Consider the following 26029-nt stretch of genomic DNA (forward strand, 5'->3'; position numbering starts at 1 on the left):
ATATGCCTGAAAAATACGACACGTCCGGGGCTGCGCCTCGCATCCCGCGGACAATCTGGGTTCTCACCTCGGCGGCGTTCATCATTGCCCTCGGATACGGGTTTATCGCGCCCATCCTGCCGCAGTTCACTGCCAGCTTCGGCGTGTCCTTGGCCGCCGCGGGCGCCGTGGTCTCCGTCTTCGCGGCCGCGCGTCTCATCGGCGCACCCGGGGCCGGCATCTTGGTGGACAAGCTCGGTTCAAGGCCCGTTTACATCGCGGGTTTGCTGATTGTCGCAGTTTCCACCTTTCTCGTCGCGTTCGCGCAGGCGTACTGGCACGTCTTCGCGTTGCGCTTCATCGCTGGCTTCGGATCGACAATGTTTACGCTGTCTGCTCAGGCGCTCATCGTGCGGGCGGCACCCCCGACGATCCGTGGCCGCGCTAGCGCTGTCTACGCTTCCGCCTTCCTGTTGGGGAACATCGTGGGTCCGATTATCGGGGCTCTGCTGGCGTCGCTAGGCTTCCGCATCCCGTTCGCGGTCTATGGCATCGGCGTGGGGATCGCAGCGCTGACGGTGTGGGTGTTTACTTCCACCCCGCGCGGGCGCGCGGCGCTCCCGCCGAAACTCCCGCCGATGCGCTTCGCTGACGCGATCACCCTGCCCACCTATCAGAGCCTGCTTACCTCCGGGTTTGCCAACGGCTGGGCCAACTTCGGCGCGCGCGTGGCGGTGCTGCCACTGTTCGCGGCCAGTGTGTTCGCCAACGGTGCCGCCGCATCGGGTCTCGCGCTGACCGCCTTCGCCATCGGCACCGCCGTGACCCTCCAGTTCTCTGGACGCCTCGCCGACCAGATCGGGCGCAAGCCGCTTATCATCGCCGGTCTTGCTGCCACGACCGTGTTCACCGGTTCCCTCGGGTTGGCCACCAGCCTGTGGTCGCTGCTGCTCATGTCCGTGCTCGCGGGCGTCGGCGGCGGCCTGATGAACCCGGCGCAACAGGCCACGCTGGCGGACACCGTCGGCAACGAGCGCTCCGGCGGCAAGGCGCTCTCGGCCTTCCAGATGACGATGGATGCGGGCCAGATCTGTGCGCCCCTCGTCGTTGGTACGCTTGCGGAACTCTACGGCTTCGGCGTCGCGTTCGCCTCCTGCGGTGCCGTGACGCTGCTGGCGTTGATCGTGTGGCTGCTCCGCGGCCAGGAAACCCGCACACCCGACAAGGAGACGGCATGAAGCGCATCATCATCGACTGCGACCCCGGCATTGACGACACCCTGGCCCTGATCTACCTCGCCGCCGCCCACCACGAGGGTGCGATCGAGCTCGAGGCAGTGACCACCACCGCCGGCAACGTCGGCGCGCAGCAGTGCGCCGTCAACGCCGCGTGGGTTCTGTCTGAGTGCGGCCTACGCACAATTCCGCTGGCCGCGGGGATGCCCGGCCCGCTGGAAGTGGAGTTGACCACAACTCCCGAGACTCACGGGGACACTGGCCTCGGGTACGTCTCCGCACCCGCGCGCCACGTGGAGACGGACTGGGATGCGCTGTGGTGCGATGCCATCGACCGCGGTACGGACGACCTGCATCTCATTGTCACTGGCCCGATGACGAACCTCGCCGCGTTCCGCAGGCTCCACCCGCGCCACTTCACCCAGCTGAAACACATCACCGTCATGGGCGGGGCGGTCGACTACCCGGGCAACACCACCGAGACCGCGGAGTGGAACTTCTGGGTCGACCCGCACGCCGCGCGCGAGGTCCTCGCGCACGCCCCGACGCCTGTCACGCTGTGTTCTCTCGGGGTGACGGAGACGATGGTGCTTGATCCGGAGGCGTTGGCACGGGTCGTCGATACGCTTGGGCCCGCTCCGATCGCGCGCTCGCTGTCCGAGATCCTGCGCTTCTACTTCGAGTTCCACGACGACGAAGGGTTGGGGTACCTCGCGCAGGTCCATGACCTGCTCACGGTCCAGGTTGCGCTGGGCACGACGCTTTTCGACGCCCAACCGCACGCCCTGGATGTCCACGCCGTCACCGGTGAGTTGCGCGGAACGTCGTTCGTTGCGGGCGGAAAAACCAACGCTCGGGTGGTCTCGCGCGCGGATACGGGGGCAGCCCACGCGGAGTTTCTGCGGGCCTGCGGCGTGCACGCGAAGTTTTTCGGCGGCAGCGGCGAGCTGGACGCGGCCCGCCACGCGCGCGCCGAGGACTAGCCGGTCAGGCCCGTCGACTCGACAACGCGGCGCAGTGTGCTCGCGGAGGCGTCGAACTGCTCGAACTCCGCCTCGCTCAAGCGCAGTTCGACGACGTTGCGCACCCCGCCGCGGTTGAGGATGGTGGGGGTGCCGATGTAGATGTCGCTGCGCGCGTACTCGCCTTGAAGCAGCGCGGAGACCGGTAGCGCCACGTCCTCGTTGCGCAGGATCGCGCGGGTGATGCGGGCGAGGGCGGACCCGATCCCGAACGACGTGTTGCCCTTGCGGCGGATGATGTCGTAGGCGGCATCGCGGGTTTCCCGGAACATCTGGTCGATATCGTCGTAGATATGCGGGTTCGTCTCGGCGGCCTTCTCCACGAGGCGGGGGATGGGGACACCGGCGATGCTTCCCGAGGACATGACGGGAAGCTCGGAATCCCCGTGCTCCCCGATGACGTAGGCGTGGACCGCAGACGGGGCGATATCGAAGCGCCGGCTGAGGTTGTGGCGCCAGCGGGCGGTGTCCAACACAGTGCCGGAGCCGATGACCTGGTCGGACGGCAACCCGGTCTGTTTCCATGTGACGTAGGTGAGGACGTCGACCGGGTTGGTGGCAACGAGGTAAATGCCGTTGAAGCCGTTGCCCATGACTTGGCGGTTGATGGACGCGAAGATCTCCTGGTTGCGCGAGATCAGATCGAGGCGGGTCTCACCGTCGCGCTGAGCCACCCCGGCGCAATTGACCACCATTGCGGCGTCGCGGCAGTCCGCGTACTCGCCGACAGTGACCTGGATGTTGTGGCCGGAGAAGGGAACGGAGTGTGAGAGGTCCTCCACCTGCGCCCACGTCATGTCCTCGTCGATGTCGATAATGGCCAAGTGGTCGGTCAGGCCCTGGTTCAAAATGGCGTAGGCGTACGCGATGCCGACGGCTCCCGCGCCGATCAGCACGACCTTGTTGCCCTGTGTCACGTTCATGGTCTGCAGAGTTTAAAGCCCGCACGCCCCGAGCGCTTCGCGAGCGACGGGCTCCGCTGCGGCGCGGTCGGCCCCTACCAGGCCGATACGGGTGCGGCGGTCGAGGATGTCGCCCACTGTGGTCGCGCCCTCATGGGTCACGGCGTAGGAGATCTCCGCGCGCGTGATGTCGAGGCCCGCGACGGAATCTGCTCCGTCGGGGATCACGCTTGCAGCGAGCACGTTGTGCGCCTCCGCGCCGTAGCGCGCGACAAGGGAGGCCGGCAAGGAGGAGGCGACGGCGTGCGCCCGGGCAATCCCACCAGAGGTTTGCGGAGATCGCCCGGCCGAGGCGCCGACGAGGGAGATCTCCTTGGTGCGGCAGGCGGTGGGGCGTGCGGCGAGGGCCGCGCGGATCTCGGGGTCACCGACGGCCTCGTCCACCGTCTGCTCGGCCATGAGGCGGTACTCGGTGAGCTTGCCGCCGGTGACGGTTACCACCCCGTCGTTGTTCAGGATGAGGTGCTCGCGCGAGAGGTCTGCGGTGCTGCCCCCAGTCTCAACCGCGGAACGCAGCTGCACCAGCGGCCGGAGGCCGGCAAAGGCACCGAGGACGTCGTCGGATGTCAGGTTCGTCTGAAGACCCTGGTTGACAACGTCGAGGATCCACTGCACGTCCGACTCAGGCGCGCGGGGCACGTCCTCGAGCTCGGCTTTTTCGTCGGTCAGGCCGATGTAACAGCGGCCGAGCTGGGTGGGCAGGATGAAGCAGAAACGGTTGACGGATCCGGGGACAGCGACGGTGAGCGCACCGCTGGGGTTGCCCACCTTTTCTGCGTCGACCAGGAACCTATCTAACGGTGGCGGGGCCTGTGACCATTGGTTTTAGGTCACAGCCGTGGATGGGGCGTGGGCCTGGCCACCTGGGGTGAGTGTGATCGTGTCTTCGGGGATAAACACACCGGCAACCGTCACCGACGGGTGGAAGGCGGGTGTGCGGTGGGGTGGCCGGTTTTCCGTGCTCTTTTGGCAGGAAACCAGCCGCTGAGATGGCCGGGAGTTGTTGCTCAACCGGCCTACAAAGAGTTGATCACACACACTCCCTGGAGCGCTAGCGATGAGTGAGCTTTTCGAGGTCGGTACGACGCGCATCAAGCGCATCGCCATGATCACCAACCCCGCCGCCGGCAAGGGCTCCGCGATGCGGGTAGCCCAGGCCGCGCGCGACCGCTTCTCGCACCACGGCATCGACGTCGTCTCGCTGCAGGGCGCGACCGCCGAGCGCTCGCTCGAGCTCGCGGAGGCAGCGCTTGACGACGCCCGCCTCGACGCCCTCGTCGTCTGCGGCGGCGACGGCTTGATCAACCTGGCCCTACAAGCCCAGGCGCAGTCGGCCGTGCCGCTCGGCATCATCCCGGCCGGCACCGGCAACGACCACGCCCGCGAGTACAACCTGCCGACGGATCCAGAAAAGGCCGCCGACGTGATCGCCCAGGGTTTTTACACCACCACCGACCTGGCCCTGATCACCGACGACCACGGGTTCCGTCGCTAGTTCGGCACCATCGCATGCTGCGGCTTCGATTCGCTGGTAACGGATCGCACCAACCGCATGACCTGGCCGAAGGGCAAGAACCGCTACAACCTAGCGATCCTCGCCGAGCTGATGAACTGGCGTACCATTGCCACGCGCATGGTTCTGGACCACGAGACAGTGGTGGAGGTGGATGCGAAGTTGTGCAGCATCGGCAACACCCGCACTTACGGCGGCGGCATGTACATCTGCCCGAACGCGAACCACCACGAGGGGTTGTTCGACATCACCGTCATGGAGGACATCAGCCGCGTCAAGGCCGCAGGCAAGTTCGCCTCAATCCTGCAGAACAAGCTCACCGAGGGCGACGGCATCAGCTTCTACCGCGCCAAACACATCCGCATCGAGATGGACAACATCAACTGCTATGCGGACGGCGACCTGATGACGGCGCTGCCCATCGAGCTTGAGATTGTCCCCGGGGCCGGCCGCTATCTGGTCCCGCGGCCGTAGGTTGGGTTAACGGGGCAGCGGCGCCGCTGCAGCCTGGGCGGCAACAATGCCGCTCGTCCGGCCGTTTCCCGCGGGCGCGTAGCGCTCGGCCGGGCGGTGTGCTTCGCGACACCCCCACCAACGCCACCCTTCTTCTTGGACCCGCCGCTGGTGATTGAGCGCACTACGGTACCGGCGAGGCCGGGGTATCGCACCTGCGCGTACGTCATGACGCGGTTCTTCGCCGCTCGGGTGATGCGGTCGAGAGCGGTGGGCTTCGTAGTGGCGCTCATGGCAGCTCCTTTGCGGGAAGGGTTGGATGTCACGACCATGTTAGAGCAACGAAGGATCCCTATGCGCTGTTATTAGTTATGTGAAGTCGCTGAGCTACCTCGTCCGCGACTTCGCGAATCTTGGTTGAGTAGCTGTCCCTCTGAGCTCCCTGGGACCCCTTTATTCCATCTTGGTAGGCAAGTTCAGCGATCGGGGAATGGACATCCTGGGCCGTGGCCGGCATCGAGTGCATGTGCGGCACGTGGCCGAGAAGAAAGTCTTCGGATGCCTGGCCGAGGATTCTTGCGATGCGTTGTGCTTCTTCGGCAAACTTATCTCGAAAGCGCTCGAATGCACCGACAAGTTGTTCCTGGCCATTGGCCTTCTTCTTGATGTATTCCTGGGTTGTGTATCCCAAGTACTGGAGTTCGCGCCCACCGTAACCTGGAAGGCGAAGGTTGCGGGATTTCTTCTCGAAGCTGGAAGAGAATGACTGCCACGTGCTGATATTGGCGGCACTCATCTCCGAGTATTCCGTTACCCAGGCGTCAAACCAGCGCGCGAGGTTTCCGAAGGCGTGATAACTGAACAGGTCAGTGGCAGTAGGGGTGACGAAGGCATCGCATCCGAGAAGAACCGTTCGGTTGAATGGCCCCAAGCTCGGGCCGACGTCGAACATGATGATGTCGTAGCGGTCGGTGTCTTCCATTGCGGTGACGAGCTGTCCGGCCCAATGCACGCGTCGGAAAGCGGCGGTTTCACGTCCCAGGGCAGTTTGCCACGCAGCAGACATAACGTCCTCGATCTGCGACAGCGATGGGTGGCCCGCGAGAACGTCCACCCCAAATCTTCTGGACGAATGGACAGGAACATCGGGATCGATCTCGGGCTCGCCCTCACGCAGCGGAATGAATATCCCATAGACAGTCTTTCCTAGAGACTGGCGCAGTGCCTCTTCAGGATCAGGATGACCGTCGTAGATCTCAGCTGTTTGGTTGTCTTCCAGCATCAATTGAGTCGCGTTGCACTGAGGGTCGCAGTCGACGTATAGGACACGTTGCCCGTTACGGGCAAAGTTATACGCCACATTGGCGGAGAGGGTTGTCTTACCCACACCACCCTTGTTGTTGAAAAAGCTCAGTGTTTTAATGCTCACAGAGGTCCTTTGTCGACGAAGTAGGCTTTTGAATAATACCTGGTGAAGGGAGTTAATCCTGGCCGGTCGGTCCTACACTGCGGCGCGACCTTTCTCGTAGAGTTCGGCGGGCATCTTCCGGAGCAGGTGCCATTCGAACCTGACTGGGCGCTCTCCCTGATGACTGAGGTAATTGACCTCGCCCAGAAGGGTGTAAGCATTGGCTACGCCGATCGCGTTTTCACGCGTTTGACGTACACACAACAGGTTCGTATTGCCGGCGTTCTCGTGGTTGATATAACGCTCCGCTGTGGGCGAGCCAAGAGTGGTGGTTGATTGAGACTCCCACTGGAAGATGTCCCGAGCAAGCGGAAGATCCTTGTACCGTGTTGATTCGGAATAGGACTTTTCGTCCTTGGTGAGTGTGACGAAGAAGAGGTCGGTTCGAGCTTCCTTGACGTAGTAGACGCCCTCTCGCGGGAGGTTCAGAAGCGAGAGGTCTTCGACGTCACGTAGCGCGCTCGTTAGCTCGGCAACCGAATAGTCCGCGTGAGAAAAGAGAATGCCTGCCCCCGGGCCCGACACTGCTTTTGGAATCACCCGCGTGGTGGAATCCCGATACGAAAAAACCTGAGAAAGCTCTTCCGCAAATGCTGGCGCGCGGCGCATGAATTCTATTCCGTCGTGGACCGACGCTGGATGCAACGACCTAACTTGATTCGCCCACACGCTGGTATACAACATGCGTGCGAACCGGCGTTGGAGTTCGGTCATCTCCGTCAACTTCGGACCGTCGGGAGAGGCAATATCCACATACATTTGGCTACGTAAGGGGTCATTCACGTGGAGGAGCGACCTTATTCGACCTAAGAGGAACTCCTCCTCTGGGGACGAAACCGGCGGGGAGGGAAGCAGGTCAACGCTTCGAAGAATTCGGGTCCAACCGCCTTCTTTCCTCGACCGATATATATCTTCAAGTGGGAGCCCGGTTGAAATCAGAAAATCCGAGAGGTCGGTTGTCATTTCCTGGCTCGCTAGGCTTCGCAAACGCTTAATGTTCATACCAGTCGCGGCGCGGACATTCCGGAGAACACGACCCGTTGTCACTTGATCGAGCTGAATGGCTGTACCGCCGGGGAGACTGGGGAATCCGTGGCGGATTTCATGTTCTAAGCGTTTGCCGCGTTTTCCGGTCATCGCCGCGAACCTACCTTCAAGGCTGAATTCGGCGTTCTGTTGGCCAATAAAATCCAGAACCGTGCAGACGTCTTTGCCACGATGAAGGCGTAGACCTCGGCCGAGTTGCTGGAGGAAAATTGTAGGGCTTTGGGTAGGGCGAAGCATGATAAGGGTGTTGACCTCTGGGATGTCCACGCCCTCATTGAACAGATCAACCGTAAAAAGAACCCGTACGTCACCTGACCTCAAGGCGTTGATCGCCTGAGCCTGTGCCACTTCATTGTTGCGCGATGAAACAGCACGCGCTGGAATTCCTGCGGCACTAAATCTCTCCGCCATGAACTCAGCATGGTCGATGCTTACACAAAATCCGAGGGCCTTTAGTGAGTCGAGGTCAAAAACACGTCTTACGAGTTCGTTCACGATAAGTCTGACTCGGCTGTCGCCTTGCTTGATGTAGAACTCGGTAAGTGAAGAGGTGTCGTACGCTTTGCTGGAACGCGACCACTTGACCTCGGTGAGGTCTGTTGCATCATCAATTCCGTAGTAATGCATCGGCGCGACGATGCCCAGCCGAAGAGCGTCCCATAGGCGCAACTCGTATGCCACGCGGTAGTCAAACATCTGCATGATGTTGACCCCGTCGCCGCGCTCGGGTGTCGCGGTAAGAGCCAGAAGTTCGGTGGGGCTAATGTGGCAGAGCAACTTTTTGTACGTTTGTGCCTCTGCGTGGTGGAACTCGTCGACAACCACAACCTCAAAATGGTCCGACGCGAATCGATCGAGGTTTCGACTCAAGCTCTGGATCGTCGCAAAGACTTGAGTGCCATTAAGTGGTGTATTTTCACCGTCGAGAATTTCACCGAATGAGGGGTCTCGCAGGACTTCCCGGTACGTTCGTTGTGCCTGCCGCAGGAGCTGTGATCTGTGAGCCACAAACAGTAATGAGGGCCGCTTGCCCCATTGCTCTGAGAGTTTCTGATAGTCAAGGGCAGCCACAACCGTCTTGCCGGTGCCGGTGGCGGCCACAATCAGATTGCGATGCCGGTCGTGATTTAGGCGTTCAGCGTCCAAGGCCTCAAGCATGGCTTGTTGATAGGTCCGAGGTTCGACCTGGAGCCCGGAAAGCTGAATTTCACCTGCGCTCGTAGCGCCGAAGCGTGCTGTCTTAAGTGCTGTACGCAACCGTGAGGCGTCCTGTTGCGGGTCATATGAAACATAGTGGGGGTCGTTCCAGTATGTGTCGAAAACCGCCTCGAATTTGTCGAGAACCTCTGGGGTTGCCGAGCGTGTGGTCCGCACGTTCCATTCCACTCCATCGATTAGAGCAGAGTTCGACAGATTTGAGCTACCGATATACGCGGTATCGAAGCCTGAGTCCCGGCGGAACAACCACGCCTTCGCGTGCAGCCGAGTAGTAGACGATTCGAACCCGACCTTAACGTTCGCCTTGAACTCTGTAACCAGGCGATTAATGGCCGCAATATCTGACGCACCGCAGTATGTGGACGTAAGGATTCGAAGTGGAACGCCGTTATCGCGAAGGAACTCCAACTGATCCCGAATCACTGAGATACCCGAGTTCTTAATAAAAGCGCATAGCAGATCCACTCGGTCTGCAGTCTGAATTTCCCGCTTTATCTCCGCAGACATGCTGCGATCCGAGCTGGCGTTAGTGAGCAACGCCGATCCGGTCAAACTTCGAGGCTGGATCTCAGGAGGTTCTCCGAGTGATGTCTTGTACACCGCGTACAGGAGTTGTTCAGATTCTATCTCGACATCTGAATCCACCAAATGAGCGACCGCATTGATAAGGGAAATCCTCTGCCCCGGCGAATCAATCGAGATCAACTTGTCCTCCAGCCGCCTCAAGAGCACCCGAGAGATTGCCTCAGAGTATCGTTCCCGGAGATCTTCCCCAACTGATTCGATGCCCGCGCGCGCGTGCGCGTCGGCGCGGTGAGTGGCCTTTAAGCGTTGCTCAACCCGCCGAGTGACAGGAGATTCGTATACACCATAGGGGAGCTCTTCACTCGAGCGTTTCACTGCGTCGAACCTCCTTGCAAAATGACTACCGCCGGGATGTCGGCAGGAGCCCAGTCGAGCTTCATCATGTCGCTAATTGGTACCCATCGCACTTCTGCGTGTTCAGTTAATACGGGCATGCCAGAGACAAGCTCGCAGTAGTACGTCGATAGATTGACTACTCCGAATTCGTACTGGTGAGATGTTGCTGTCAGTTTCGCGCCCACTTTAGCGTCGATAAGCAGTTCCTCTTTCAACTCCCGTATGAGGGCTTGCTCCGGAGTCTCACCGTGCTCGACCTTGCCACCGGGGAATTCCCACATTCCCTCCATTGCCTTGCCTGCACCGCGGCGCGCGGCGAATACCCGGCCGTCGCGTACGAAAACGGCTCCGACAACGTCGATCTGTTTCGGCATGCTGAACACTTTAAGTCAGCACGGCAGCTCCTGCCGCGTGTGAGACGTCGACAAGCGATAAGCGCCGAATAGTAATACCGGCCTGAGTCGCGTATGGTGGGGAAACAATGAGCACTTCCGAAAACGCTACCGGCAGCGAGTTTGAGCCGGACATGAAATTGTCGGAAAATCAGGAAACCCCGCAGGTTGTCGCAGACACTGAAGAAGTGGCTGCCGCTGAAGACACCAGGGATGCGGGCAATTCTGAGGACACCGGCGCTTCGGCAGAACCCGAAGCCACCGCAACCGAGAACACCGAAACCACCTCCCAGCCGGAGGAGCCCGCGCAGGAGCCGGCCGAGCAGGCTGAGGATAAGGCTGACGCCGAGCCTGAGGCGCAGCCCGAGAAGTCGGACAACGGGTTTGACAACCTCGACCTCCCGCAGAGCGTCGTTGACGCAGTGAAGAAGGTCGGCTTCGAGCAGCCGTCTCCCATCCAGGCGCAGACCATTCCGCTTCTGATGCAGGGCCGCGACGTCGTCGGTCTTGCGCAGACCGGTACCGGCAAGACTGCTGCTTTCGCACTTCCCGTGCTGAGCCAGATTGACCCGTCGCTGCGCCACCCGCAGGCCCTGGTTCTCGCCCCGACGCGCGAACTCGCCCTGCAGGTCGCCGATTCCTTCCAGTCCTTCGCCGACCACCTGGGCAAGATCCAGGTGCTGCCGATCTACGGCGGCCAGGCGTACGGCATCCAGCTATCCGGCCTGCGCCGCGGCGCCCAGATCATCGTGGGCACCCCGGGCCGCGTCATCGACCACTTGGAGAAGGGCTCGCTGGACATCTCCAACCTGCGCTTCCTCGTTCTCGATGAGGCCGACGAGATGCTGAACATGGGCTTCCAGGAGGACGTCGAGCGCATTCTCGCCGACACCCCGGACACCAAGCAGGTCGCGCTGTTCTCGGCGACGATGCCGAACGGCATCCGCAAGATCTCCAAGCAGTACCTCAACGACCCGGCCGAGGTCACGGTCAAGTCCGAGACCCGCACCAACACGAACATCACGCAGCGCTTCCTGTTCACGGCGCACCGCAACAAGCTCGACGCGATCACCCGCATTCTCGAGGTGACCGAGTTCGACGCGATGATCGTCTTCGTGCGCACCAAGCACGAGACCGAAGAGCTCGCTGAGAAGTTGCGCGCTCGCGGGTTCTCCGCCGCGGCCATTAACGGTGACATCGCCCAGCAGCAGCGTGAGCGAACCGTCGATCAGCTTCGCGACGGCCGCCTCGATATCCTGGTCGCCACCGACGTCGCCGCCCGCGGCCTCGACGTCGAGCGCATCTCCCACGTGTTCAACTACGACATTCCGAACGACACGGAGAGCTACGTTCACCGCATCGGCCGCACCGGCCGCGCGGGTCGCACCGGCGAGGCGATCCTCTTCGTCACCCCGCGCGAGCGCCGCATGCTCCGCTCCATCGAGCGCGTGACCAACGCGACGATCGAGGAGATGGATCTGCCCACCGTCGACGAGGTCAACGAGAGCCGCAAGATCAAGTTCATGGACTCCATCACCGAGTCGCTCGAGTCCAAGGACCAAGACGTGTTCAAGTCCATGGTGCGCGAGTACTCCAGCGCGAACAATATCCCGATGGATGACATCGCAGCAGCGCTGGCCGCACAGGTGAATTCGGCTGGCGAGTTCCTGATGAAGGAGCCGCCGAAGGATAAGCGCGACCGCCGCGACCGCGACAACTGGGACCGCGACGACCGCCGCGACAGGGATCGTGGGGACCGTGGCGGCCGCCGCGACCGCTTCGACCGCGATGACCGCCGCGGAGGGCGTTTCGACCGCGACGACCGTGGGGACCGTGGTGGGCGCGGACGCCAGAACGACAGCGAGAACTTCGACACCTACCGCCTCGACGTGGGCAAGCGCCAGCACGTGCGCCCGGGTGCCATCGTCGGCGCCCTGGCGAACGAGGGCGGGTTGAACTCGCGCGACTTCGGCCGCATCACCATCGGCGGCGACTTCACCCTGGTGGAGCTGCCGAAGGGGATGGACTCCTCCGTCCTCGACCGTCTCGCAGACACCCGCATCTCCGGTCAGCTGATCAATATCCAGCGCGACAAGGGCGGCGCTGCACGCAGCTACGGTGGTGACCGCGGAGACCGCGGCGGGCGCGGACGTTACGACGATCGTGGGGATCGCGGTGGACGCGGTGGCTTCCGCGGCGGACGCGATCGCGATGACCGTGGAGGCCGGGGTGGCTTCGGCGGCCGCGGTGGACGCGATCGGGACTGGCGCGATTAGTCTCTAACGATTCGGGGCGAGGAAGGTTACTTCCTCGCCGCTTTTCGCGTCCTGAGGCGATTCGGTCCGGTTTAACGCATGGAAAAAGTGGCCGACCCCGGGCTGGGGCCGGCCGCTTCGCCGCGTCCAGACAAAGAGTTACGCGAAGATATCCGACGGCAGGTACATCAGGATTAGGATGATCATGGTGAGCAGGTTGAATATGCCGGCGCCCGCAGTCGTTTTCGCCTTGGCGCTCTCGAAGTTCGAGGTGTAGTCCGCCTGGTCGGCCTCGGCCGGGTCGAGGGCGTTGAGGGAGCCCATCATCTTGCGCTGCTGCGGGATAACCATGAAGAAGAGGATGCCCCAGGCGATCAGGGCCAGGATGATCGCGGTGTGCAGGAAGTAGTTCGTTTTGAAATGATCCCAGCCGAAGATGAGCACCACCGCGCCGAGCAGCGGGACGAGTGCGGAGAGCATGCCGTAGGTGGAGGTGATGCGCTGCAGGACGGTGGCGCGGCCGACGGCCTCCTGGCTGCCGGTTCGGGCTTCGGCGGCCTGGCGGGGGAACATGGACGTGGCGACGATGACGGGGCCGAGCAGGAGGATGGCGGCGGCCACGTGGAGGACAACGAAAACGGTAGTCATGGCCCCCACCTTACAGGGAGCTCCGTCCAACCAAGCCGGTGAAACCCGAGCACGCGCGCCGTACCGCGCGCAGGTCGTCGCGTGGCAACGCAAGTTCGTAAGCGCGAGCCACAGCGGTGAGTTGCCGAGCGTATGCGCAGCGCGCCCGCGGGGCAGGGGGGAGCCATTCGCTGGGCAGCTGATCGGACTTGTCCTGGTTTGCGGCTGACGACGTGACAACGAGGTTGCGCGGGTCATTGGCAAAGGCGAGGCGCTGCGCACCGGTCCAGGCGTGGGCGCCGGAGTCCCACGCGGCGGAGAGGGGATATACGTGGTCGATCTCCACGTCGGCGGGGAGCAGCGGCTGGCCCGTGTAGGGGTCGGTGATCGGGCGGGCTGACCACTCGCGGTAGGGCACCGAGCAGGACGGGACGGAAAACGCCTGGGCCATCAGTGCCGAGCGGGTGTCGCACCCGGACGGGGTGGCAGCCCAGCCAGGGCCGAACGCGTCGCGCTCGTAGCCCAAGACGGTGGCGCGCTGGGGAGGGGATGCGGTGGTGGGGGCGTCGATAAGCGAGCGCGGGGTGGGCCACGGCACCACCGCGAGGGTCAGGGCGATGAGCAGGGCGAGGTAATAGCGCATGCCCTTCTTAGACTGCCGGCTGGTCCCCGCGGTTCCGCTCAAGCGCCTCATCGAAGGTGGCGTCCGGGTTGCACACGGCGTAATCGTTGACGCGCATTGCGGTGTCGAACTCCTCCGCCACCCCGTCGGTCGGGCGGGTGGCCAGCGACACCGCGGCCATGGCCAGGGTGGCGAGGATGACGCCGGGGACGATCTCGTACAGTTGCGTGACGGGGGAGTCGATCGAACCCCAGATGAACACCGTGAGAGCACCGGCGATCATGCCGGCGAGCGCGCCCTGGGCGGTCAGGCGCTTCCAGTACAGCGATGCGACGACAACGGGGCCGAACGCGGCGCCAAAACCCGCCCAGGCGAAACCGACGAGGCCGAGGATGGTGTCGGAGGGGTTGAGAGCCAGCGCAATGGCGACGAGCGCGACGAGGACCACCATCGCGCGCGAGAGCATGAGAAGCGTCTCACCCGAGAGGCGGCGTTTGCCGATGACGCGGTAGAGGTCCTCGATCAGCGCCGAAGAGGTGATGAGAAGCTGCGAGGACATCGTGGACATGATCGCTGCGAGCACGGCGGTAAGGATGATGCCTGCGACCAGTGGGTGGAACAGCACGCGGGCCATATCCAGGAAGATTGTTTCCCCGCTCGGGTCGGTGACTTGGGCGCCGGTCTGGGTGAAAAATACGGTTGCCACGAGCGCGGTGAAGATCGCGCCGATGTAGCACAGCGTGACCCAGAAGGTGCCGGTGCGGCGCGCGGAGGCGGCCTCGGCGGGGGAGCGCAGCGCCATGAAGCGGGTGATGATGTGGGGCTGGCCCACGTAACCCAGGCCCCAGGCGAGGTTGCCGATAATTGTCACGGCGGAGACCCCGGCGAACATTTGGAAGTAGGTCGGGTTCGCCTCGGGGAAGGGGCCGTAGGGGTGTGTGGCGGCGAAGGAGAAGATGTCGCCGGGGTTGTCCAGCGCGAGTAGCGCCATGACGGGGACGATGAGCAGGGCGATGAACATCAGTGCGCCCTGCACCACGTCGGTGTAGGACACGGCGAGGAAGCCGCCGACGAAGGTGTAGATGACGGTGACGGCGCCGACGACGAGCATGCCGGTGGTGTAGTCGCCGCCGAAGGTGGACTCGTAGTATTTGCCGCCCGCGACCATGCCGGAGGAGACGTAGAAGGTGAAGAAGAAGATGATGATCACCGCGGCCGCGATGCGCAGGGTGCGCGAGGTGTCGCGGGTGCGGTTCTCGAAGAAGCTCGGCAGCGTGATGGAGTTGCCCGCCACCTCCGAGTAGGAGCGCAACCGCGGGCGACCCACTTCCAGTTCGCCCATGTGCCGATGAGCAGGCCGATGACGATCCACAACTCGCTCATGCCGGTGGCGAACAGCGCCCCGGGCAAGCCCATGAGCAGCCATCCGGACATATCGGAGGCGCCGGCGGAGATACCCGCCACGAACGGCGGGAGGTCGCGCCCGCCCAGGACGTAGTCGTCGTACTTCTTGGTCCTGCGCCACGAGTAGTAGCCGATGGCGAGCATTGCGCCGAAGTAGAGCACGATGGCGAGGATCATCCACGCATTGTCCACGGAGAACGTCTCCTTTATACGGTTGTCCGAAAGTTTCCCACAGCGTAGCGTGTCGGGCCGTCGTGGTATAAGGGTGGTTATGCCTAAATTCCTCCTCCACGGACTCTGGTTGCCCGAGTCCGGCTTCAACCTGTGGGTTGAGCAGGTGGAAGGGCACAGGATCCTGCTGCCGTCGCAGGTCCCCGAGGCAACGTTCCCGCCGGTGGTGGCATCGCTTGTCGACGACTCCCGGTTCCGCCACCGCTCCCGGGTGAGACTGCAGACCCCCCGGGGCAAACACGTGGAGCTGCGCGTGCCCACGGCCGCACTGGCGCCGTCGGAGACGATCTCGTTCCTCGCGTCGCTCGCCGTTCTCGACGAGGATTCGTCGGCGGCGTCGAAGGAGCAGCGGGCGTCGATAGCCCCCGACCTGTACTGGCTGATCCGCTTATATAAGGGCATGCGCCAGTTCGTTCGCGCCGGGAGGGTGAGCATCCACGTGCCGTACCGCGACGGGCAGTGGTTCGCCGAGTGGCAGCTGGGCACCGGGGTGGACGAGCGCGGCTGGCTCGCGGAAATGATCGCCGCGGCGCCGGGTGTGCTCACGGTGAACAACCCGAGTTTGGACGAGAACGTATCGCAGACGCTGGTGCACTGGATCGCCACCGCGCACTTGGCTGACTTGGACGAGGATACGCGGCCGTACCCGTGGCACGACTTCGTGCATTCGCTGCTTACCGCGGCCCCTCTGCGCCGCGGCGGGGCGGAGCTGACGCGCAAGCTCAGCGATTGGAACGGCTCGATCACTGCAGTGAACTTGCAGTTGGTGTTCATCGTGGAGCAGCCCGCGGACACCGACGTAGTGGGGGAAGACGCTGCGCAGTGGCCGGTCCGCGTGCAGGTCCGCTCCGGAACGGACTCGCCGCGGCCGGTGCGTCTGCACGTATACGACACGTCTACGGCCCAGACGTTGCGCCGCGACCTCTACCGCGCCATCGATGTGACCGACATGGTCAACCACGTCTCGCACCCTCGCCGCCGGGACACCCCGTCCCCAGTTGACGACGGTGACTGGGACGTGTTTCTCTCCACCGACGAGATTGTGCGCTTTGTGCAGGGGGAGGCGGTGAAGCTGCGAATGCGGGGTTTCGCGGTGATGTTGCCGCGCGCGTGGTCCCAGGCCGAGACAACGGCGAGGCTGCACGTCGCGGCCGAGTCCAACCCGCACGATTCCTCGACGGTAACGCACCTCGGCTTTGACACCTTGGTCACGTACGACTGGCGCGTTTCGGTCGGGGACGTCGAGCTCGATGACGCCGAAATGGCGAAACTGGTCAACTCTAAATCCGGTCTCGTGCAACTGCGCGGGGAGTGGGTGTTGGCCGACGGAAGCGCGCTGGCCAAGACGAAGCGCTATATGGAGAAGCTGGCGGAGAATTCCCTGGCGCGGGCCAAACGAGAGGCGGAAGCTGCACAGACTCGCGCGGCGCTGGCCGAAGCGAACGGCGCGGCGGACGCCGCGGTGCTCCGTGACGAGGCGGCACGCTTGAGCGAGGCGTACGAGGAGATGAAGAACTCCGACCGTACTCAAGGCGCGGTCACCGCCGCCGAGTTGCGTGACCTGGCGCTCGAGTCCGCAGCGGGCTCAGAGGCGCCAGTGGAGTTTTCCGGCTCGCCGTGGTTCACCTCGCTGGTGGCGGGAACGGACCGACCTGCCCCGGAACGCATGGACATCCCCGAGTGGGTGGGCGCCGACCTGCGTGAATACCAGCGCCGCGGGGTGGACTGGCTGCACTTCATGTCGCGTTCCAACCTCGGCGCGGTGCTGGCCGACGACATGGGTTTGGGCAAAACCCTGCAATTGCTCACGTTGTTGGCCGTCGAGCGTGAGCGCGGGGAACGCACCGGTCCGACACTCGTGGTGGCGCCGACGTCCGTGGTGGGCAACTGGGCCCGCGAGGCCGCTCGCTTCGTGCCCCAGCTTGAGGTCACCGTCCACCACGGATCGCACCGCCTCGCCGGTGACGACCTGTTCGCCGCGATCGACTCCGCGGACGTCCTGATCACCTCCTACGGCGTCGCCGGGCGCGACGTGAAAGAACTCTCGCGGGTGGAATGGGACCACGTGGTGCTGGATGAGGCCCAGGCGATCAAGAACGCGGGCACGAGGGCGTCGAAAAGCGTGCGCGCAATCCCCGCGCGGCACCGCATCGCCCTGACCGGCACGCCGATTGAGAACAAGCTCTCAGAGCTGCGCAGCCTGCTCGACTTCGTCAATCCCGGCATGCTGGGGAGCCAGACGTTCTTTCGCAACCACTTCTCCAAGGCGATCGAGTCGCGCCGCGACGAGGAGCTTGCCGCGGAGATGAGCGAGCGGCTGCGGCGACTGACCACGCCATTCATCCTGCGCAGGCTGAAGACGGACCCGGCGATCATCGACGACCTTCCGGAGAAAAACGAGCACATCGTCGCCGTCGACATGACCCCGGAACAGGCTGCCCTATACACGGCGCTGGTGCAGAACGTGGAAAAGGAGCTCGCGGAGCGCGAAGGTATGTCCCGAAAAGGGCTGGTGCTGGCCACGATTACCCGCATCAAGCAGATCTGCAACCACCCCGCACACTTCCTCGGTGACGGCTCGGCCGTGACCGTCAAGGGCAAGCACCGCTCCGGCAAGGTAGCCATGCTCATGGAACTTCTCGACGAAGCCGTCAACTCCGAGCAGCGCGTACTCATCTTCACGCAGTACAAGGCCTTCGGCGCGATCCTTCAGCCCTACCTCGCCGAGCGGCTCGGTGAGCCCGTCCCGTTCCTGCACGGCGGGGTGGGAAAGGACGCGCGCGACGCAATGGTGGAGGGCTTCCAGTCCGCGGAGGGGCCCCGGGCGATGCTGCTGTCTCTCAAGGCGGGGGGGACCGGGTTGAACCTGACCGCGGCGTCGATCGTGATACACCTGGACAGGTGGTGGAACCCGGCCGTTGAGAACCAGGCCACCGACCGCGCGTACCGCATCGGCCAGGACAAGAACGTCACCGTGTACAAAATGATCACCCGTGGCACGCTGGAGGAGTCGATCCAGGATGTGCTGGATGGCAAGATGCACCTCGCCGGCACTGTCGTGGGCGAAGGCGAGGGATGGATCACCGAGCTCGACACCGACGATCTCGCGCGACTGATGAGCTACCGGGCGGAGGGAGACTGACTTGGCAGGCAAGGTTCGGCCCAGCGAAGACAACGTCATTTACGCCAACTTCGGCGCACGCCGCCGCGTCTTTTCGCCCGAGGAGGCTGGGACCTCTCAGGCGTCGGTGACCCGCACGCCGTCGTACTCGCCCGCGGCAATGCGCGTGTTCAACGCCGCCGTGCGCCAGACGGACCCGGGCCGCACGAAGCGCGGACACCAGTACGCGGCGAACGGGCACGTGCTCGAAACCACTCCGCGCTCCGGGGGCATCGATGGGCTCGTCGCGGGCAGCCAGAACGACCCGTTCGCGGTGGCGATCCAACTGCCGGGCCGTACCGCCGCGGACATCCAGGGCGCGCTCGATGTGATGGCGCGCCGGGCCAACTCGGTCGCCCGCGCCCGCACCGGTGATTTCGACGACGACGTGCTCGATATCCTGCTGGCCCCGGATCCTGCGAGCATCCGCTTCCTGTGCACGTGCCCCGACGCCTCGGACGTGTGCAAGCACGCGGTCGCGGTGGCGGAAAAGGCCGCCGAGCTTATCGACGCCACCCCCGACGTCATCTTCTCCATGCGCAATCTGAGCTTGAACACTTTCGAACAAGGCGTGCGCAACCGCGCCGCGACCGTCGCGCGGGAGAACTCGGAGGAAGGGTCGAAATACTTCTGGGCGGGCCGCGAGATGCCGGACTTACCGTATCCCAAGGTCGCGCCGATGATCGAGGACTCCGACATCGATATGCTGCACCGCGCCATGCAGTCAGTGTCCTTCACAAACATCGACCAGTTGCGTGCCGTGGCTGACATCGAAGACCTGTACGAGGAGCTGACGCGGGGTTAATGTCCGAACCGTTTGCTACAAGTAGGGGCATGAGCAAGCTGACCTTCATCCACACCTCCGACCTGCAGTTGGGAATGACGCGCACGTTCCTGCCGCCCGAGGCGCAATCGCGTTTCGACGATGCCCGGTTGCGCGCCGTGACACGCCTCGGCGAGCTGGCCACCGAGCGCGGCGCCGAGTTCATCGTCGTGGCAGGCGACGTGTTCGAGCACAACGCGCTTGAGCCGCGCACTCTCGGGCGCGCCCTCGAGGCGTTTTCCCGCTTGCCCGTGCCCGTGTACTTGCTGCCCGGCAACCATGACCCGCTCGTGGCGGATTCCATTTTCAATCGCACCGAATCCCTGGACAACGTCACCGTGCTCGATTCATGCTCGGTGGTTCAGGTCCGCCCCGGCGTTGAGATCGCCGGCGCGCCCCTCATGTCGAAGCATGCCTCCGAGGACCTGTGCGCGAAGACGCTGCGGGACCTCTCACCGACGGACTCCATCCGTGTCCTGGTCGGCCACGGCCAGACCGAGGCGCGTACCGGTGAGATCAAGCCCGACCTCATCGATTTGCCCAACTTGGAAGCCAAGCTTGCCGACGGCACCGTGGACTACGTCGCCCTCGGCGACACCCACTCCACCCGCTCGCTCGGTACGTCGGGGAAGGTGTGGTTTTCCGGATCTCCCGAGACGACGGACTTCCACGACCTCACACCCGGTGTCGCGGGCGGGGAGGTGGACTCCGGCAACGCACTTGTGGTTGCGCTGTCGAAGGGGAATGCCTCCGTGCAGAAGGTGCCGGTGGGCACATGGACGTTCGAGGCGCTGCACTTCGAGGTATCGGGCGGGGCCGACGTAGATACACTTCTGGCCCGGTTGCGCTCCTACCCGGACAAGGAGCGGACCGTGATCAAGTACGCCATCGTGGGCACCCTCGGCCTGGAGGACACGCGCAGGTTGGAGGAGGGGCTGGCCGAGCTGGAGCCGGTGTTCGCCTCTCTGCGCGAGCGCGACCGGCTCATGGATTTGCACCTCGAACCCGGTGAGGATGAGCTGGCCAATCTGCCGCTCGGCGGTTTCGCCGCCGACGCGATGGGTGAGCTCGTCGGTGCCGCGTCCGCCGGGGAGCTCGCCGCCCGTGATGCCGTCAACCTGCTGTTCCGGCTGTCCCGGGAGGCGTAAGCATGAAGATTCATTCCATCTCGCTGAAAAACGTACGCGCGGTTGAACACCTCGAGCTCACCGGCATCCCCGATACCGGGGTCATGCTCATCCACGGCGATAACGAGGCGGGTAAGTCCACAGTGCTCGACGCGATCGACGTCGTGCTCAACTTCAAGCATTCCTCGGGTGACAGCCGGGTCAAAGTCCTCGCGCCGGTGGGCCGAGATGTCGGGCCCGAGGTGACCCTTTCGGCCACGGTCGGGCCGTACACGTTCACCGTGCGCAAAGTGTTTCTGCGCAAGAAGCGCTCCGAGCTGACCATCACCGCGCCGCGCCGCGAGCAATACACGGGCCGCGAGGCGGACGACAAGCTCGATGTGATCCTCAGTGAACACCTCGACACGGCCCTTGCCTCCACCTTGTTCCTGCGCCAGGGCGAGATCGACCCGGGCATTGCCGCCGCCGGCATTCCGTCCATCACACGCGCTCTGGACGCGGGCACTCACGGCGCCGGGGAAGCGGGCGGCGCTGTTTCCGGCACCGAGGACACAGAACTGATGGCGCGCATCGACGCGGAGTACCAGCGCTACTTCACCGCCAAGGGCGGGCAGAAGGCGTCGTTTACGGAACTGGGCAAGCGCAGGGACGCCGCCGCCGAGAAGCTCTCGGGCTTGCGAGCCGAAGTCGACCGGCTCGCCAGCTTCGTGGACGAGGTGGCGCGCCGGGAAGGCGAGATCTCGGGTATCAAGGCCGAGCTACCGGACGCGGTGGTGGAGGAGGCCGCGCGTGCGGAGGAGGCGGCCGCCGCGAAGGTGCTGGCGGAGAAGGCGGAGGCTGCGAAAGCTGAGGAGAAGCGCGCTGCCCTCGACCACAAACGTTCGACCGAGGATATCGAGGCCCGCATGGCCGCCCGGCAGCGAGTTGAAGAACTGGCCCGCGACGCCGAGAAGCTGGGCTCCGGGCTAGACGCGGCGCGCGAGGCGGTGCGCGAAGAGGCCGCGAAAGTGGGGAAGCTGACAGCGCAGCGTGACGCCGCCAAACGCAAGGTCGTGACCGTGCGCGAGACCGTGAAAGCTGCGGAAGTGGCCCGACAGCGCGCTCGCAGCCGCGTACGCGCAGCCGAGCTCGCCGACGTCGTGGCTCGCCTCGGTGCGGTGGACGAGGAACTGTCCGCGCTGCGGGCGGCTCAACCGATTAAAGCGGTCGCAGATTCTGACATCCGCGCGCTGGAGAAGGCTCGGGAGGAGCTCACCTTGCAGCGCAGGTTGCGCGACGCGGCGTCCGCCAAGCTCGAAGTCACCGGCCCCGAGGCCGCCGTCGTCGCGCTTGACGGAATGGATGTGGAGTTCCCGGGCTCGGCCACCGTCGGAATCCACGACGGGTCGACGCTCGCTCTCGGTGAATTCGAGGTGGTCTACCGCGCCGGGCAAGGCAGCGCGGGGCCCGGTGCAGATCTCGACGCCGCGGAGCGCGCATACGCTGAACGTCTCGCGGCCCTGGGATGCGGGGACATCGAAGAGGCACGTCGCCGCCGGGACGAACACACTGAGCTGGCCTCCTCTCTGCAGTCGACACTGCGCAGGCGCGAGGACGTCTTGGGTACTCGCGACGCGGATGAGCTGCGCGCGGAGCACACCCGGTTAAGCGAGCAGGCCGCCGGTTCCGACGTTGAAGACCCATGCGGCACCGAGGAGGAAGCGGAGGCGGCTCTCACCAGGGCTCAGCGGCACCTCGACGAGGCGACCGATGCATTGGAGCACGCCGAGGCGGTGCTCGCGCCGTGGGCGGAGCAGAAGGAGGCGACCGCACTCGCAGTGCTTGAGGCGCGGGCTGAATCAAAGGCAGCCGAAGTCTCCGCCGCACGAGCTCAGCTGGACGCCGCCGAGGAGAAAACCCCGCTCGCCGAGCTTGAGTCCGCGCAGGAGGCCGCGAAGCAGGCCCTGGATGCCGCCACGGCGCGTTGCGCAGAGCTCGTCCGTCAGCTCGCGGAAGCGAACCCCACCCTCGCCGCCGATCTTTTTGAGGGTGCGCAGGTCCGAGTGCGCAACCTGCGAACCCGATTGGCGGACGCGGAACGCAGGGTTGCCGAATTGACCGGCCGCATCGAGCAGGCCGCCGGTGTCGCCGAGCAAACTGACCGCGCGGAGGCGGAACTGGACGCCGCGGTGTCCGAGTTCGAGTCCGCAACGCGGCGCGCGGAGGCGGTGCGGTTGCTCCGTGAGACGATGGTGCGACACCGAGATGAGGCGCGGGCCCGCTACGCCGCTCCGTTCGCCGCCGCTCTCAACCGGTACGCATCCCGTGTCTTCGGCCCGGACGTCGAGTTCACGCTGGGGGAGTCCCTCGACATCGAGGCGCGCACGCTGGGCGGCGCCACCGTCTCCCTTGACCAACTCTCCGGCGGTGCGAAGGAGCAGCTGGCGCTGCTGGTCAGGTTCGCCATCGCGGAGCTCGCCGGAACGGGGCAAACGGGGCGCACCCCGGTGCCAGTGATTGTGGACGACGCGCTGGGTGCAACGGACCCGAACCGCCTGGAACTGATGAACTCCCTGTTCAACCAGGTGGGGCGCGAGTCGCAAGTGTTTGTTCTGACCTGTTTCCCGCGACGCTTTGACTGGGTCAACGTTGCCAAGGTGGCGTCGATTAGCGAGCTCAAACAGGGGGGCATATAGGAAAACCCCGCGCGCCGACACGGCGGGCGGGGGCTCCGGAAGAAGGTTACGCCTTGATGGCGGAGCCCTCGATCACGATCTTGATGTTGTTGGACACGAGCACGCCACCGGAGTTCAGCGGGGCCTGGAAGTCGATGCCGAAGTCGGTGCGGTCGATGGTGGTGTTGGCCTCGAAGCCAGCGCGGACGTTGCCGAAGGGGTCGGTCTCGACACCGAAGGTCTCGACATCAAGGGTGACGGGCTTGGTGGTGCCCTTGATGGTGAGGTTGCCCTCCACGGTGCCGTTGCCGTTTTCGTCAACGTTGAAGGAGGTGGATTCGAAGGTCATCTCCGGGTGGTTCTCAACGTCGAAGAAGTCTTCGCCGCGGACGTGGCCGTCGCGGTCGGCGTTGCCGGTGTTGATGGAAGCGGTCTTGATGGTGGCGGTGGCCTTGGACGCCTGCAGATTGTCACCGTCAACGGTGACCTGTGCGTCGAACTCGGGGAAGTTGCCGCGGACCTTGGTCACCATTGCGTGGCGAGCGACGAAGCCGATCTCGGAGTGGGCGGGGTCGAGGTTCCAGATTCCGGTGAGCTGAGACATGTTGTTCTCCTTTGTTGTTGTTGACGTGTTAACAAGTTCCATTATAGGGACATTTGGTGACGTGTCAACTGTTTATTCAAAACACCGCTTCTCGCAGGTCAAGCACAATGGAACGAAAGTAGACAGATTGAAGCGATCGTTTCCCCGGTGCGGTTAGAGGATGTAACCTCATTTTCATGTCTGAACAACCGCGCTGGCTCAATGATAACGAACAAGCACTGTGGCGCCTGATGCTCGCCGCGTCCCGGAAGGTGAATCGCGTAGTCGACGAAACCCTCCAGGCTGGCTCGAATCTGTCGGCGTCCGAGTTCGCCGTCCTGGTCACCCTGTCCGAGGCGGAGGGCAACGAGTTGCGCCTGCGCGACCTCTGTGCTGGCCTCGATTGGGACCGCTCCCGCACTTCGCACCAGGTCACCCGTATGGAAAAGCGCGGCCTACTAACCAAGTGCAAGTCGCCCGGTGACGCCCGCGGGGTCCTAGTCCAGCTCACCGAGGACGGCATGAGCCGCGTCACCCAGTCAGCCCCCGACCACGTCGAGAGCGTGCGGCGCGTCGTGTTCGACCACATGGTGCCCGAGGACGTGCCCGCTTTACGACGCTTCTTTGCCGGCATCATGGAAGTCGACAACGTCCCCGGCATTCCGAGGTGCTCCGAGATCAACAACTAGCCACCACGAATCAGGGTCGAAATCAGGGTAAACCCCGTTGTCACAGATTCTCCCAGTGCGTTGAATGGAAAGTGTCAAAGAACCCGACCGAAAGGATCGTCCCATGTCGACTAACAGCGGCTTTACCCCCAACTCCCGCAAGCGCCTCACCCGCTCCCTGACGGATCGATGGATCGCCGGTGTTTGCGGCGGCATCGCGCAGTACTTCAAGCTCGACCCGGTGCTCGTGCGCCTTATCTTCGTCGTGCTGGCGCTCGCCGGCGTTCTGCCCGGCGTGGCGCTCTACATTATCGCGTGGATCATCATGCCGGAAGGGGTCTAAAGCCTCACGCGCTTCGGCTGCCCCCTCCCCACCTGGCATCGAACACCGGGGGAGGGGGCGGCCGACTTTATGCCTACCGCGGGGTGACCCGCAGCGCGAACCTGATTGCGCCCGCCGCCTTCGACATGGCTGCCGTAGCGCCCTCCCACACGTAGAAGGCGTTCGCAAACGGGTGGACAAGGCCCTTGTTGACTTCCATGGTGACAGGCACGTGGGCGTCGGCAAGCTTGCGCGCGTAGGCGATCCCCTCGTCACGCAGCGGGTCAAAACCCGCGACGGAGATATAGGCTGGCGCAAGCTTGGACAGCAGCTGCTCGGGGGCGAGCAGCGGCGAGATATCCCAGCTAGAGAGGTCGTCGCCAGCGCTGGTGTAGAGATCGCGGAACCACTCCATCTGCTTGCGGGTGAGGTACGTGCCGGTCGCGAACTCCTTGTGCGAGGACGTCTCGAAGTTGTCCAGGTTCGTGCAGGGGACGAACAAAACCTGAAGTTCCGGCTGCGACATGTCCCGATCCGCGCGCCGCAGGCACGCCACCGTCGCGAGCGAGGCGCCCGCGGAATCGCCCGCCACGGCCACCCGGGAAGAATCGACCCCCTCTAGCGCGCCCGACATGACCGCATCTAGCACCTCGAATGCGGCGTTGGGGGCTGCCGGGTAGCGGTGCTCAGGCGCCAGCGGGTAGTCGACCGAAATGACCGCGACGTCCGCGTTGGCGCACAAAAAGCGGCAGGTGTTGTCGTGGGTCTCCAACGAACCGGTGGCCCAGCCACCGCCGTGGAAGTAGACGACCGTCGGCTGGTCGTTGTTTGAGCAGTGTTGCGGACGGTAGTGGCGCACCGGGATCCCTGCGATCTCGGAATCCCAAACGGGTCCGACGGCAATCTGGGGACCTGCGCCAAGTTTCGCGTCGGATTCCACGACGCCTCGGGCTTCGTTGATAGGCAACTCCGAAAAATCGCGCGAGAGGTACTTCAGCGCTAAGGAACTCACCCGCACGTCCGGTGCCATCGTGGTGCCGTTTTCGGTGGTCGTTGTTCCCAACAGGGAGAGAACTGGGTTGGGTACGGTGCGCAGTGCCGCCGCGGCCACCGCACTGAGTGCATTCTGAATCGCCATAGCCCTACTTTAGTGACGCGGCCGCGCCAAGGTATGCGATTTACGACCCGACTTAGGCGGGTGATACTCTCTAGTGCGCACGAGTTAGTGCATGTCTTCGTAGCTCAGTGGATTAGAGCATCGGTTTCCGGTACCGAAGGTCGCAGGTTCGAATCCTGTCGGGGACACAATTGTGATCGGCCGGGGCATTGGGGTTGCCCGCGGT

Annotated in this window: 21 protein-coding genes, 1 tRNA gene and 1 pseudogene; 12 read left to right on the forward strand and 11 right to left on the reverse strand. The window is 63.9% G+C overall.

Translation table 11 applies throughout. The features are described from left to right. The first annotated feature begins 2 nt into the window (after window positions 1–2). The gene (locus tag G7Y29_RS04150; protein ID WP_165002116.1) at window positions 3–1217 is read left to right on the forward strand and encodes an MFS transporter; all 1215 of its coding nucleotides are present in this window, start codon (window positions 3–5) and stop codon (window positions 1215–1217) included. After that, window positions 1214–2197, forward strand: a complete 984-nt coding sequence (locus G7Y29_RS04155) for a nucleoside hydrolase (RefSeq protein ID WP_165002117.1) — start codon at window positions 1214–1216, stop codon at window positions 2195–2197. The genes G7Y29_RS04150 and G7Y29_RS04155 overlap by 4 nt, the downstream gene beginning before the upstream one ends. Here the strand turns inward: G7Y29_RS04155 and G7Y29_RS04160 are convergent. Next, the gene (locus G7Y29_RS04160) at window positions 2194–3159 is read right to left on the reverse strand and encodes an L-lactate dehydrogenase (RefSeq protein ID WP_165002118.1); all 966 of its coding nucleotides are present in this window, start codon (window positions 3157–3159) and stop codon (window positions 2194–2196) included. The two genes, G7Y29_RS04155 and G7Y29_RS04160, sit on opposite strands and share 4 nt — an antisense overlap. 12 nt (window positions 3160–3171) lie before the next feature. After that, window positions 3172–3966: a glycerol-3-phosphate dehydrogenase C-terminal domain-containing protein gene (locus tag G7Y29_RS04165; protein ID WP_249399806.1), complete on the reverse strand. Its 795-nt coding sequence runs from the start codon at window positions 3964–3966 to the stop codon at window positions 3172–3174. A 289-nt stretch (window positions 3967–4255) separates the two neighbouring features. On the opposite strand from G7Y29_RS04165, the gene G7Y29_RS10965 reads away from it, so the two are divergent. Continuing rightward, window positions 4256–4693 carry a diacylglycerol kinase family protein gene (locus G7Y29_RS10965; protein WP_328699846.1) on the forward strand — a complete coding sequence of 146 codons (438 nt, stop codon included), beginning with the start codon at window positions 4256–4258 and terminating at the stop codon, window positions 4691–4693. A gap of 9 nt (window positions 4694–4702) precedes the next feature. After that, window positions 4703–5185, forward strand: coding sequence for a hypothetical protein (locus G7Y29_RS10970; protein ID WP_346727132.1), 483 nt, complete (start codon window positions 4703–4705; stop codon window positions 5183–5185). Here the strand turns inward: G7Y29_RS10970 and G7Y29_RS04175 are convergent. The 4 genes from G7Y29_RS04175 to G7Y29_RS04190 form a co-directional block, all read right to left on the reverse strand. After that, complete coding sequence (locus G7Y29_RS04175; RefSeq protein WP_165002119.1) at window positions 5164–5457, reverse strand: hypothetical protein; 294 nt, start codon at window positions 5455–5457, stop codon at window positions 5164–5166. The two genes, G7Y29_RS10970 and G7Y29_RS04175, sit on opposite strands and share 22 nt — an antisense overlap. A gap of 59 nt (window positions 5458–5516) precedes the next feature. Beyond that, the gene (locus G7Y29_RS04180; RefSeq protein WP_165002208.1) at window positions 5517–6587 is read right to left on the reverse strand and encodes a ParA family protein; all 1071 of its coding nucleotides are present in this window, start codon (window positions 6585–6587) and stop codon (window positions 5517–5519) included. A gap of 78 nt (window positions 6588–6665) precedes the next feature. Then, window positions 6666–9797, reverse strand: a complete 3132-nt coding sequence (locus tag G7Y29_RS04185) for a DUF3427 domain-containing protein (protein ID WP_165002120.1) — start codon at window positions 9795–9797, stop codon at window positions 6666–6668. Next, window positions 9794–10192 carry a (deoxy)nucleoside triphosphate pyrophosphohydrolase gene (locus G7Y29_RS04190; RefSeq protein ID WP_165002121.1) on the reverse strand — a complete coding sequence of 133 codons (399 nt, stop codon included), beginning with the start codon at window positions 10190–10192 and terminating at the stop codon, window positions 9794–9796. Before G7Y29_RS04190 ends, G7Y29_RS04185 begins: the two co-directional genes overlap by 4 nt. Before the next feature lie 107 nt (window positions 10193–10299). Between G7Y29_RS04190 and G7Y29_RS04195 the strand changes: the two genes are divergently transcribed. Next, window positions 10300–12486 (forward strand): DEAD/DEAH box helicase, encoded by a 2187-nt coding sequence (locus tag G7Y29_RS04195; protein ID WP_165002122.1) that lies wholly within the window; start codon window positions 10300–10302, stop codon window positions 12484–12486. Between the two features lie 138 nt (window positions 12487–12624). Here G7Y29_RS04195 and G7Y29_RS04200 read toward each other — a convergent pair whose 3' ends face one another. The 3 genes and pseudogenes from G7Y29_RS04200 to putP form a co-directional block, all read right to left on the reverse strand. Further along, window positions 12625–13113 carry a DHH family phosphoesterase gene (locus G7Y29_RS04200; protein WP_165002123.1) on the reverse strand — a complete coding sequence of 163 codons (489 nt, stop codon included), beginning with the start codon at window positions 13111–13113 and terminating at the stop codon, window positions 12625–12627. A gap of 10 nt (window positions 13114–13123) precedes the next feature. Further along, the gene (locus tag G7Y29_RS04205; RefSeq protein ID WP_165002124.1) at window positions 13124–13735 is read right to left on the reverse strand and encodes an HNH endonuclease family protein; all 612 of its coding nucleotides are present in this window, start codon (window positions 13733–13735) and stop codon (window positions 13124–13126) included. 7 nt (window positions 13736–13742) lie between these two features. Continuing rightward, window positions 13743–15295, reverse strand: a pseudogene (gene putP, locus G7Y29_RS04210) (sodium/proline symporter PutP). A gap of 94 nt (window positions 15296–15389) precedes the next feature. Between putP and G7Y29_RS04215 the strand changes: the two are divergent. Genes G7Y29_RS04215 through G7Y29_RS04230 form a run of 4 tightly spaced genes read left to right on the forward strand, consistent with a single transcriptional unit; the run spans window position 15390 to window position 23134 of the window. Continuing rightward, the gene (locus G7Y29_RS04215; protein WP_165002125.1) at window positions 15390–18491 is read left to right on the forward strand and encodes a DEAD/DEAH box helicase; all 3102 of its coding nucleotides are present in this window, start codon (window positions 15390–15392) and stop codon (window positions 18489–18491) included. A 1-nt stretch (window position 18492) separates the two neighbouring features. Then, a complete protein-coding gene (locus tag G7Y29_RS04220) occupies window positions 18493–19314 on the forward strand; it encodes a hypothetical protein (protein ID WP_165002126.1) in 822 nt (273 codons plus the stop codon). Between the two features lie 29 nt (window positions 19315–19343). Then, a complete protein-coding gene (locus G7Y29_RS04225; protein ID WP_196820180.1) occupies window positions 19344–20480 on the forward strand; it encodes a metallophosphoesterase family protein in 1137 nt (378 codons plus the stop codon). A gap of 2 nt (window positions 20481–20482) precedes the next feature. Continuing rightward, window positions 20483–23134: an AAA family ATPase gene (locus G7Y29_RS04230; protein ID WP_165002128.1), complete on the forward strand. Its 2652-nt coding sequence runs from the start codon at window positions 20483–20485 to the stop codon at window positions 23132–23134. A 46-nt stretch (window positions 23135–23180) separates the two neighbouring features. Here the strand turns inward: G7Y29_RS04230 and G7Y29_RS04235 are convergent, their stop codons facing one another. After that, the gene (locus tag G7Y29_RS04235; RefSeq protein WP_165002129.1) at window positions 23181–23717 is read right to left on the reverse strand and encodes a YceI family protein; all 537 of its coding nucleotides are present in this window, start codon (window positions 23715–23717) and stop codon (window positions 23181–23183) included. A gap of 176 nt (window positions 23718–23893) precedes the next feature. On the opposite strand from G7Y29_RS04235, the gene G7Y29_RS04240 reads away from it, so the two are divergent. Further along, entirely contained in the window at window positions 23894–24385 is a 492-nt protein-coding gene (locus G7Y29_RS04240; RefSeq protein WP_165002130.1) for a MarR family winged helix-turn-helix transcriptional regulator, read from the forward strand. A 103-nt stretch (window positions 24386–24488) separates the two neighbouring features. Then, complete coding sequence (locus tag G7Y29_RS04245) at window positions 24489–24707, forward strand: PspC domain-containing protein (RefSeq protein ID WP_165002131.1); 219 nt, start codon at window positions 24489–24491, stop codon at window positions 24705–24707. Between the two features lie 73 nt (window positions 24708–24780). On the opposite strand, the gene G7Y29_RS04250 is transcribed toward G7Y29_RS04245, so the two are convergent. After that, on the reverse strand, window positions 24781–25824 hold the full coding sequence (locus tag G7Y29_RS04250; RefSeq protein ID WP_165002132.1) for an alpha/beta hydrolase: 1044 nt from the start codon (window positions 25822–25824) through the stop codon (window positions 24781–24783). Between the two features lie 93 nt (window positions 25825–25917). Here G7Y29_RS04250 and G7Y29_RS04255 point away from each other — a divergent pair. Continuing rightward, a tRNA-Arg gene (locus G7Y29_RS04255) sits at window positions 25918–25991 on the forward strand. Window positions 25992–26029: the final 38 nt, after the last annotated feature.

The sequence above is a fragment of the Corynebacterium qintianiae genome (assembly GCF_011038645.2).
Classification (GTDB): Bacteria; Actinomycetota; Actinomycetes; order Mycobacteriales; family Mycobacteriaceae; genus Corynebacterium; species Corynebacterium qintianiae.

Bases quoted from the DNA above. Each gene is read 5' to 3' on its own strand.
- G7Y29_RS04150 (WP_165002116.1), top strand. From the start codon at position 3: ATGCCTGAAAAATACGACACGTCCGGGGCTGCGCCTCGCATCCCGCGG.
- G7Y29_RS04155 (WP_165002117.1), top strand. From the start codon at position 1,214: ATGAAGCGCATCATCATCGACTGCGACCCCGGCATTGACGACACCCTG.
- G7Y29_RS04160 (WP_165002118.1), bottom strand. From the start codon at position 3,159: ATGAACGTGACACAGGGCAACAAGGTCGTGCTGATCGGCGCGGGAGCC.
- G7Y29_RS10965 (WP_328699846.1), top strand. From the start codon at position 4,256: ATGAGTGAGCTTTTCGAGGTCGGTACGACGCGCATCAAGCGCATCGCC.
- G7Y29_RS04175 (WP_165002119.1), bottom strand. From the start codon at position 5,457: ATGAGCGCCACTACGAAGCCCACCGCTCTCGACCGCATCACCCGAGCG.
- G7Y29_RS04190 (WP_165002121.1), bottom strand. From the start codon at position 10,192: ATGCCGAAACAGATCGACGTTGTCGGAGCCGTTTTCGTACGCGACGGC.
- G7Y29_RS04195 (WP_165002122.1), top strand. From the start codon at position 10,300: ATGAGCACTTCCGAAAACGCTACCGGCAGCGAGTTTGAGCCGGACATG.
- G7Y29_RS04200 (WP_165002123.1), bottom strand. From the start codon at position 13,113: ATGACTACCGTTTTCGTTGTCCTCCACGTGGCCGCCGCCATCCTCCTG.
- G7Y29_RS04205 (WP_165002124.1), bottom strand. From the start codon at position 13,735: ATGCGCTATTACCTCGCCCTGCTCATCGCCCTGACCCTCGCGGTGGTG.
- G7Y29_RS04215 (WP_165002125.1), top strand. From the start codon at position 15,390: ATGCCTAAATTCCTCCTCCACGGACTCTGGTTGCCCGAGTCCGGCTTC.
- G7Y29_RS04225 (WP_196820180.1), top strand. From the start codon at position 19,344: ATGAGCAAGCTGACCTTCATCCACACCTCCGACCTGCAGTTGGGAATG.
- G7Y29_RS04230 (WP_165002128.1), top strand. From the start codon at position 20,483: ATGAAGATTCATTCCATCTCGCTGAAAAACGTACGCGCGGTTGAACAC.
- G7Y29_RS04235 (WP_165002129.1), bottom strand. From the start codon at position 23,717: ATGTCTCAGCTCACCGGAATCTGGAACCTCGACCCCGCCCACTCCGAG.
- G7Y29_RS04240 (WP_165002130.1), top strand. From the start codon at position 23,894: ATGTCTGAACAACCGCGCTGGCTCAATGATAACGAACAAGCACTGTGG.
- G7Y29_RS04245 (WP_165002131.1), top strand. From the start codon at position 24,489: ATGTCGACTAACAGCGGCTTTACCCCCAACTCCCGCAAGCGCCTCACC.
- G7Y29_RS04250 (WP_165002132.1), bottom strand. From the start codon at position 25,824: ATGGCGATTCAGAATGCACTCAGTGCGGTGGCCGCGGCGGCACTGCGC.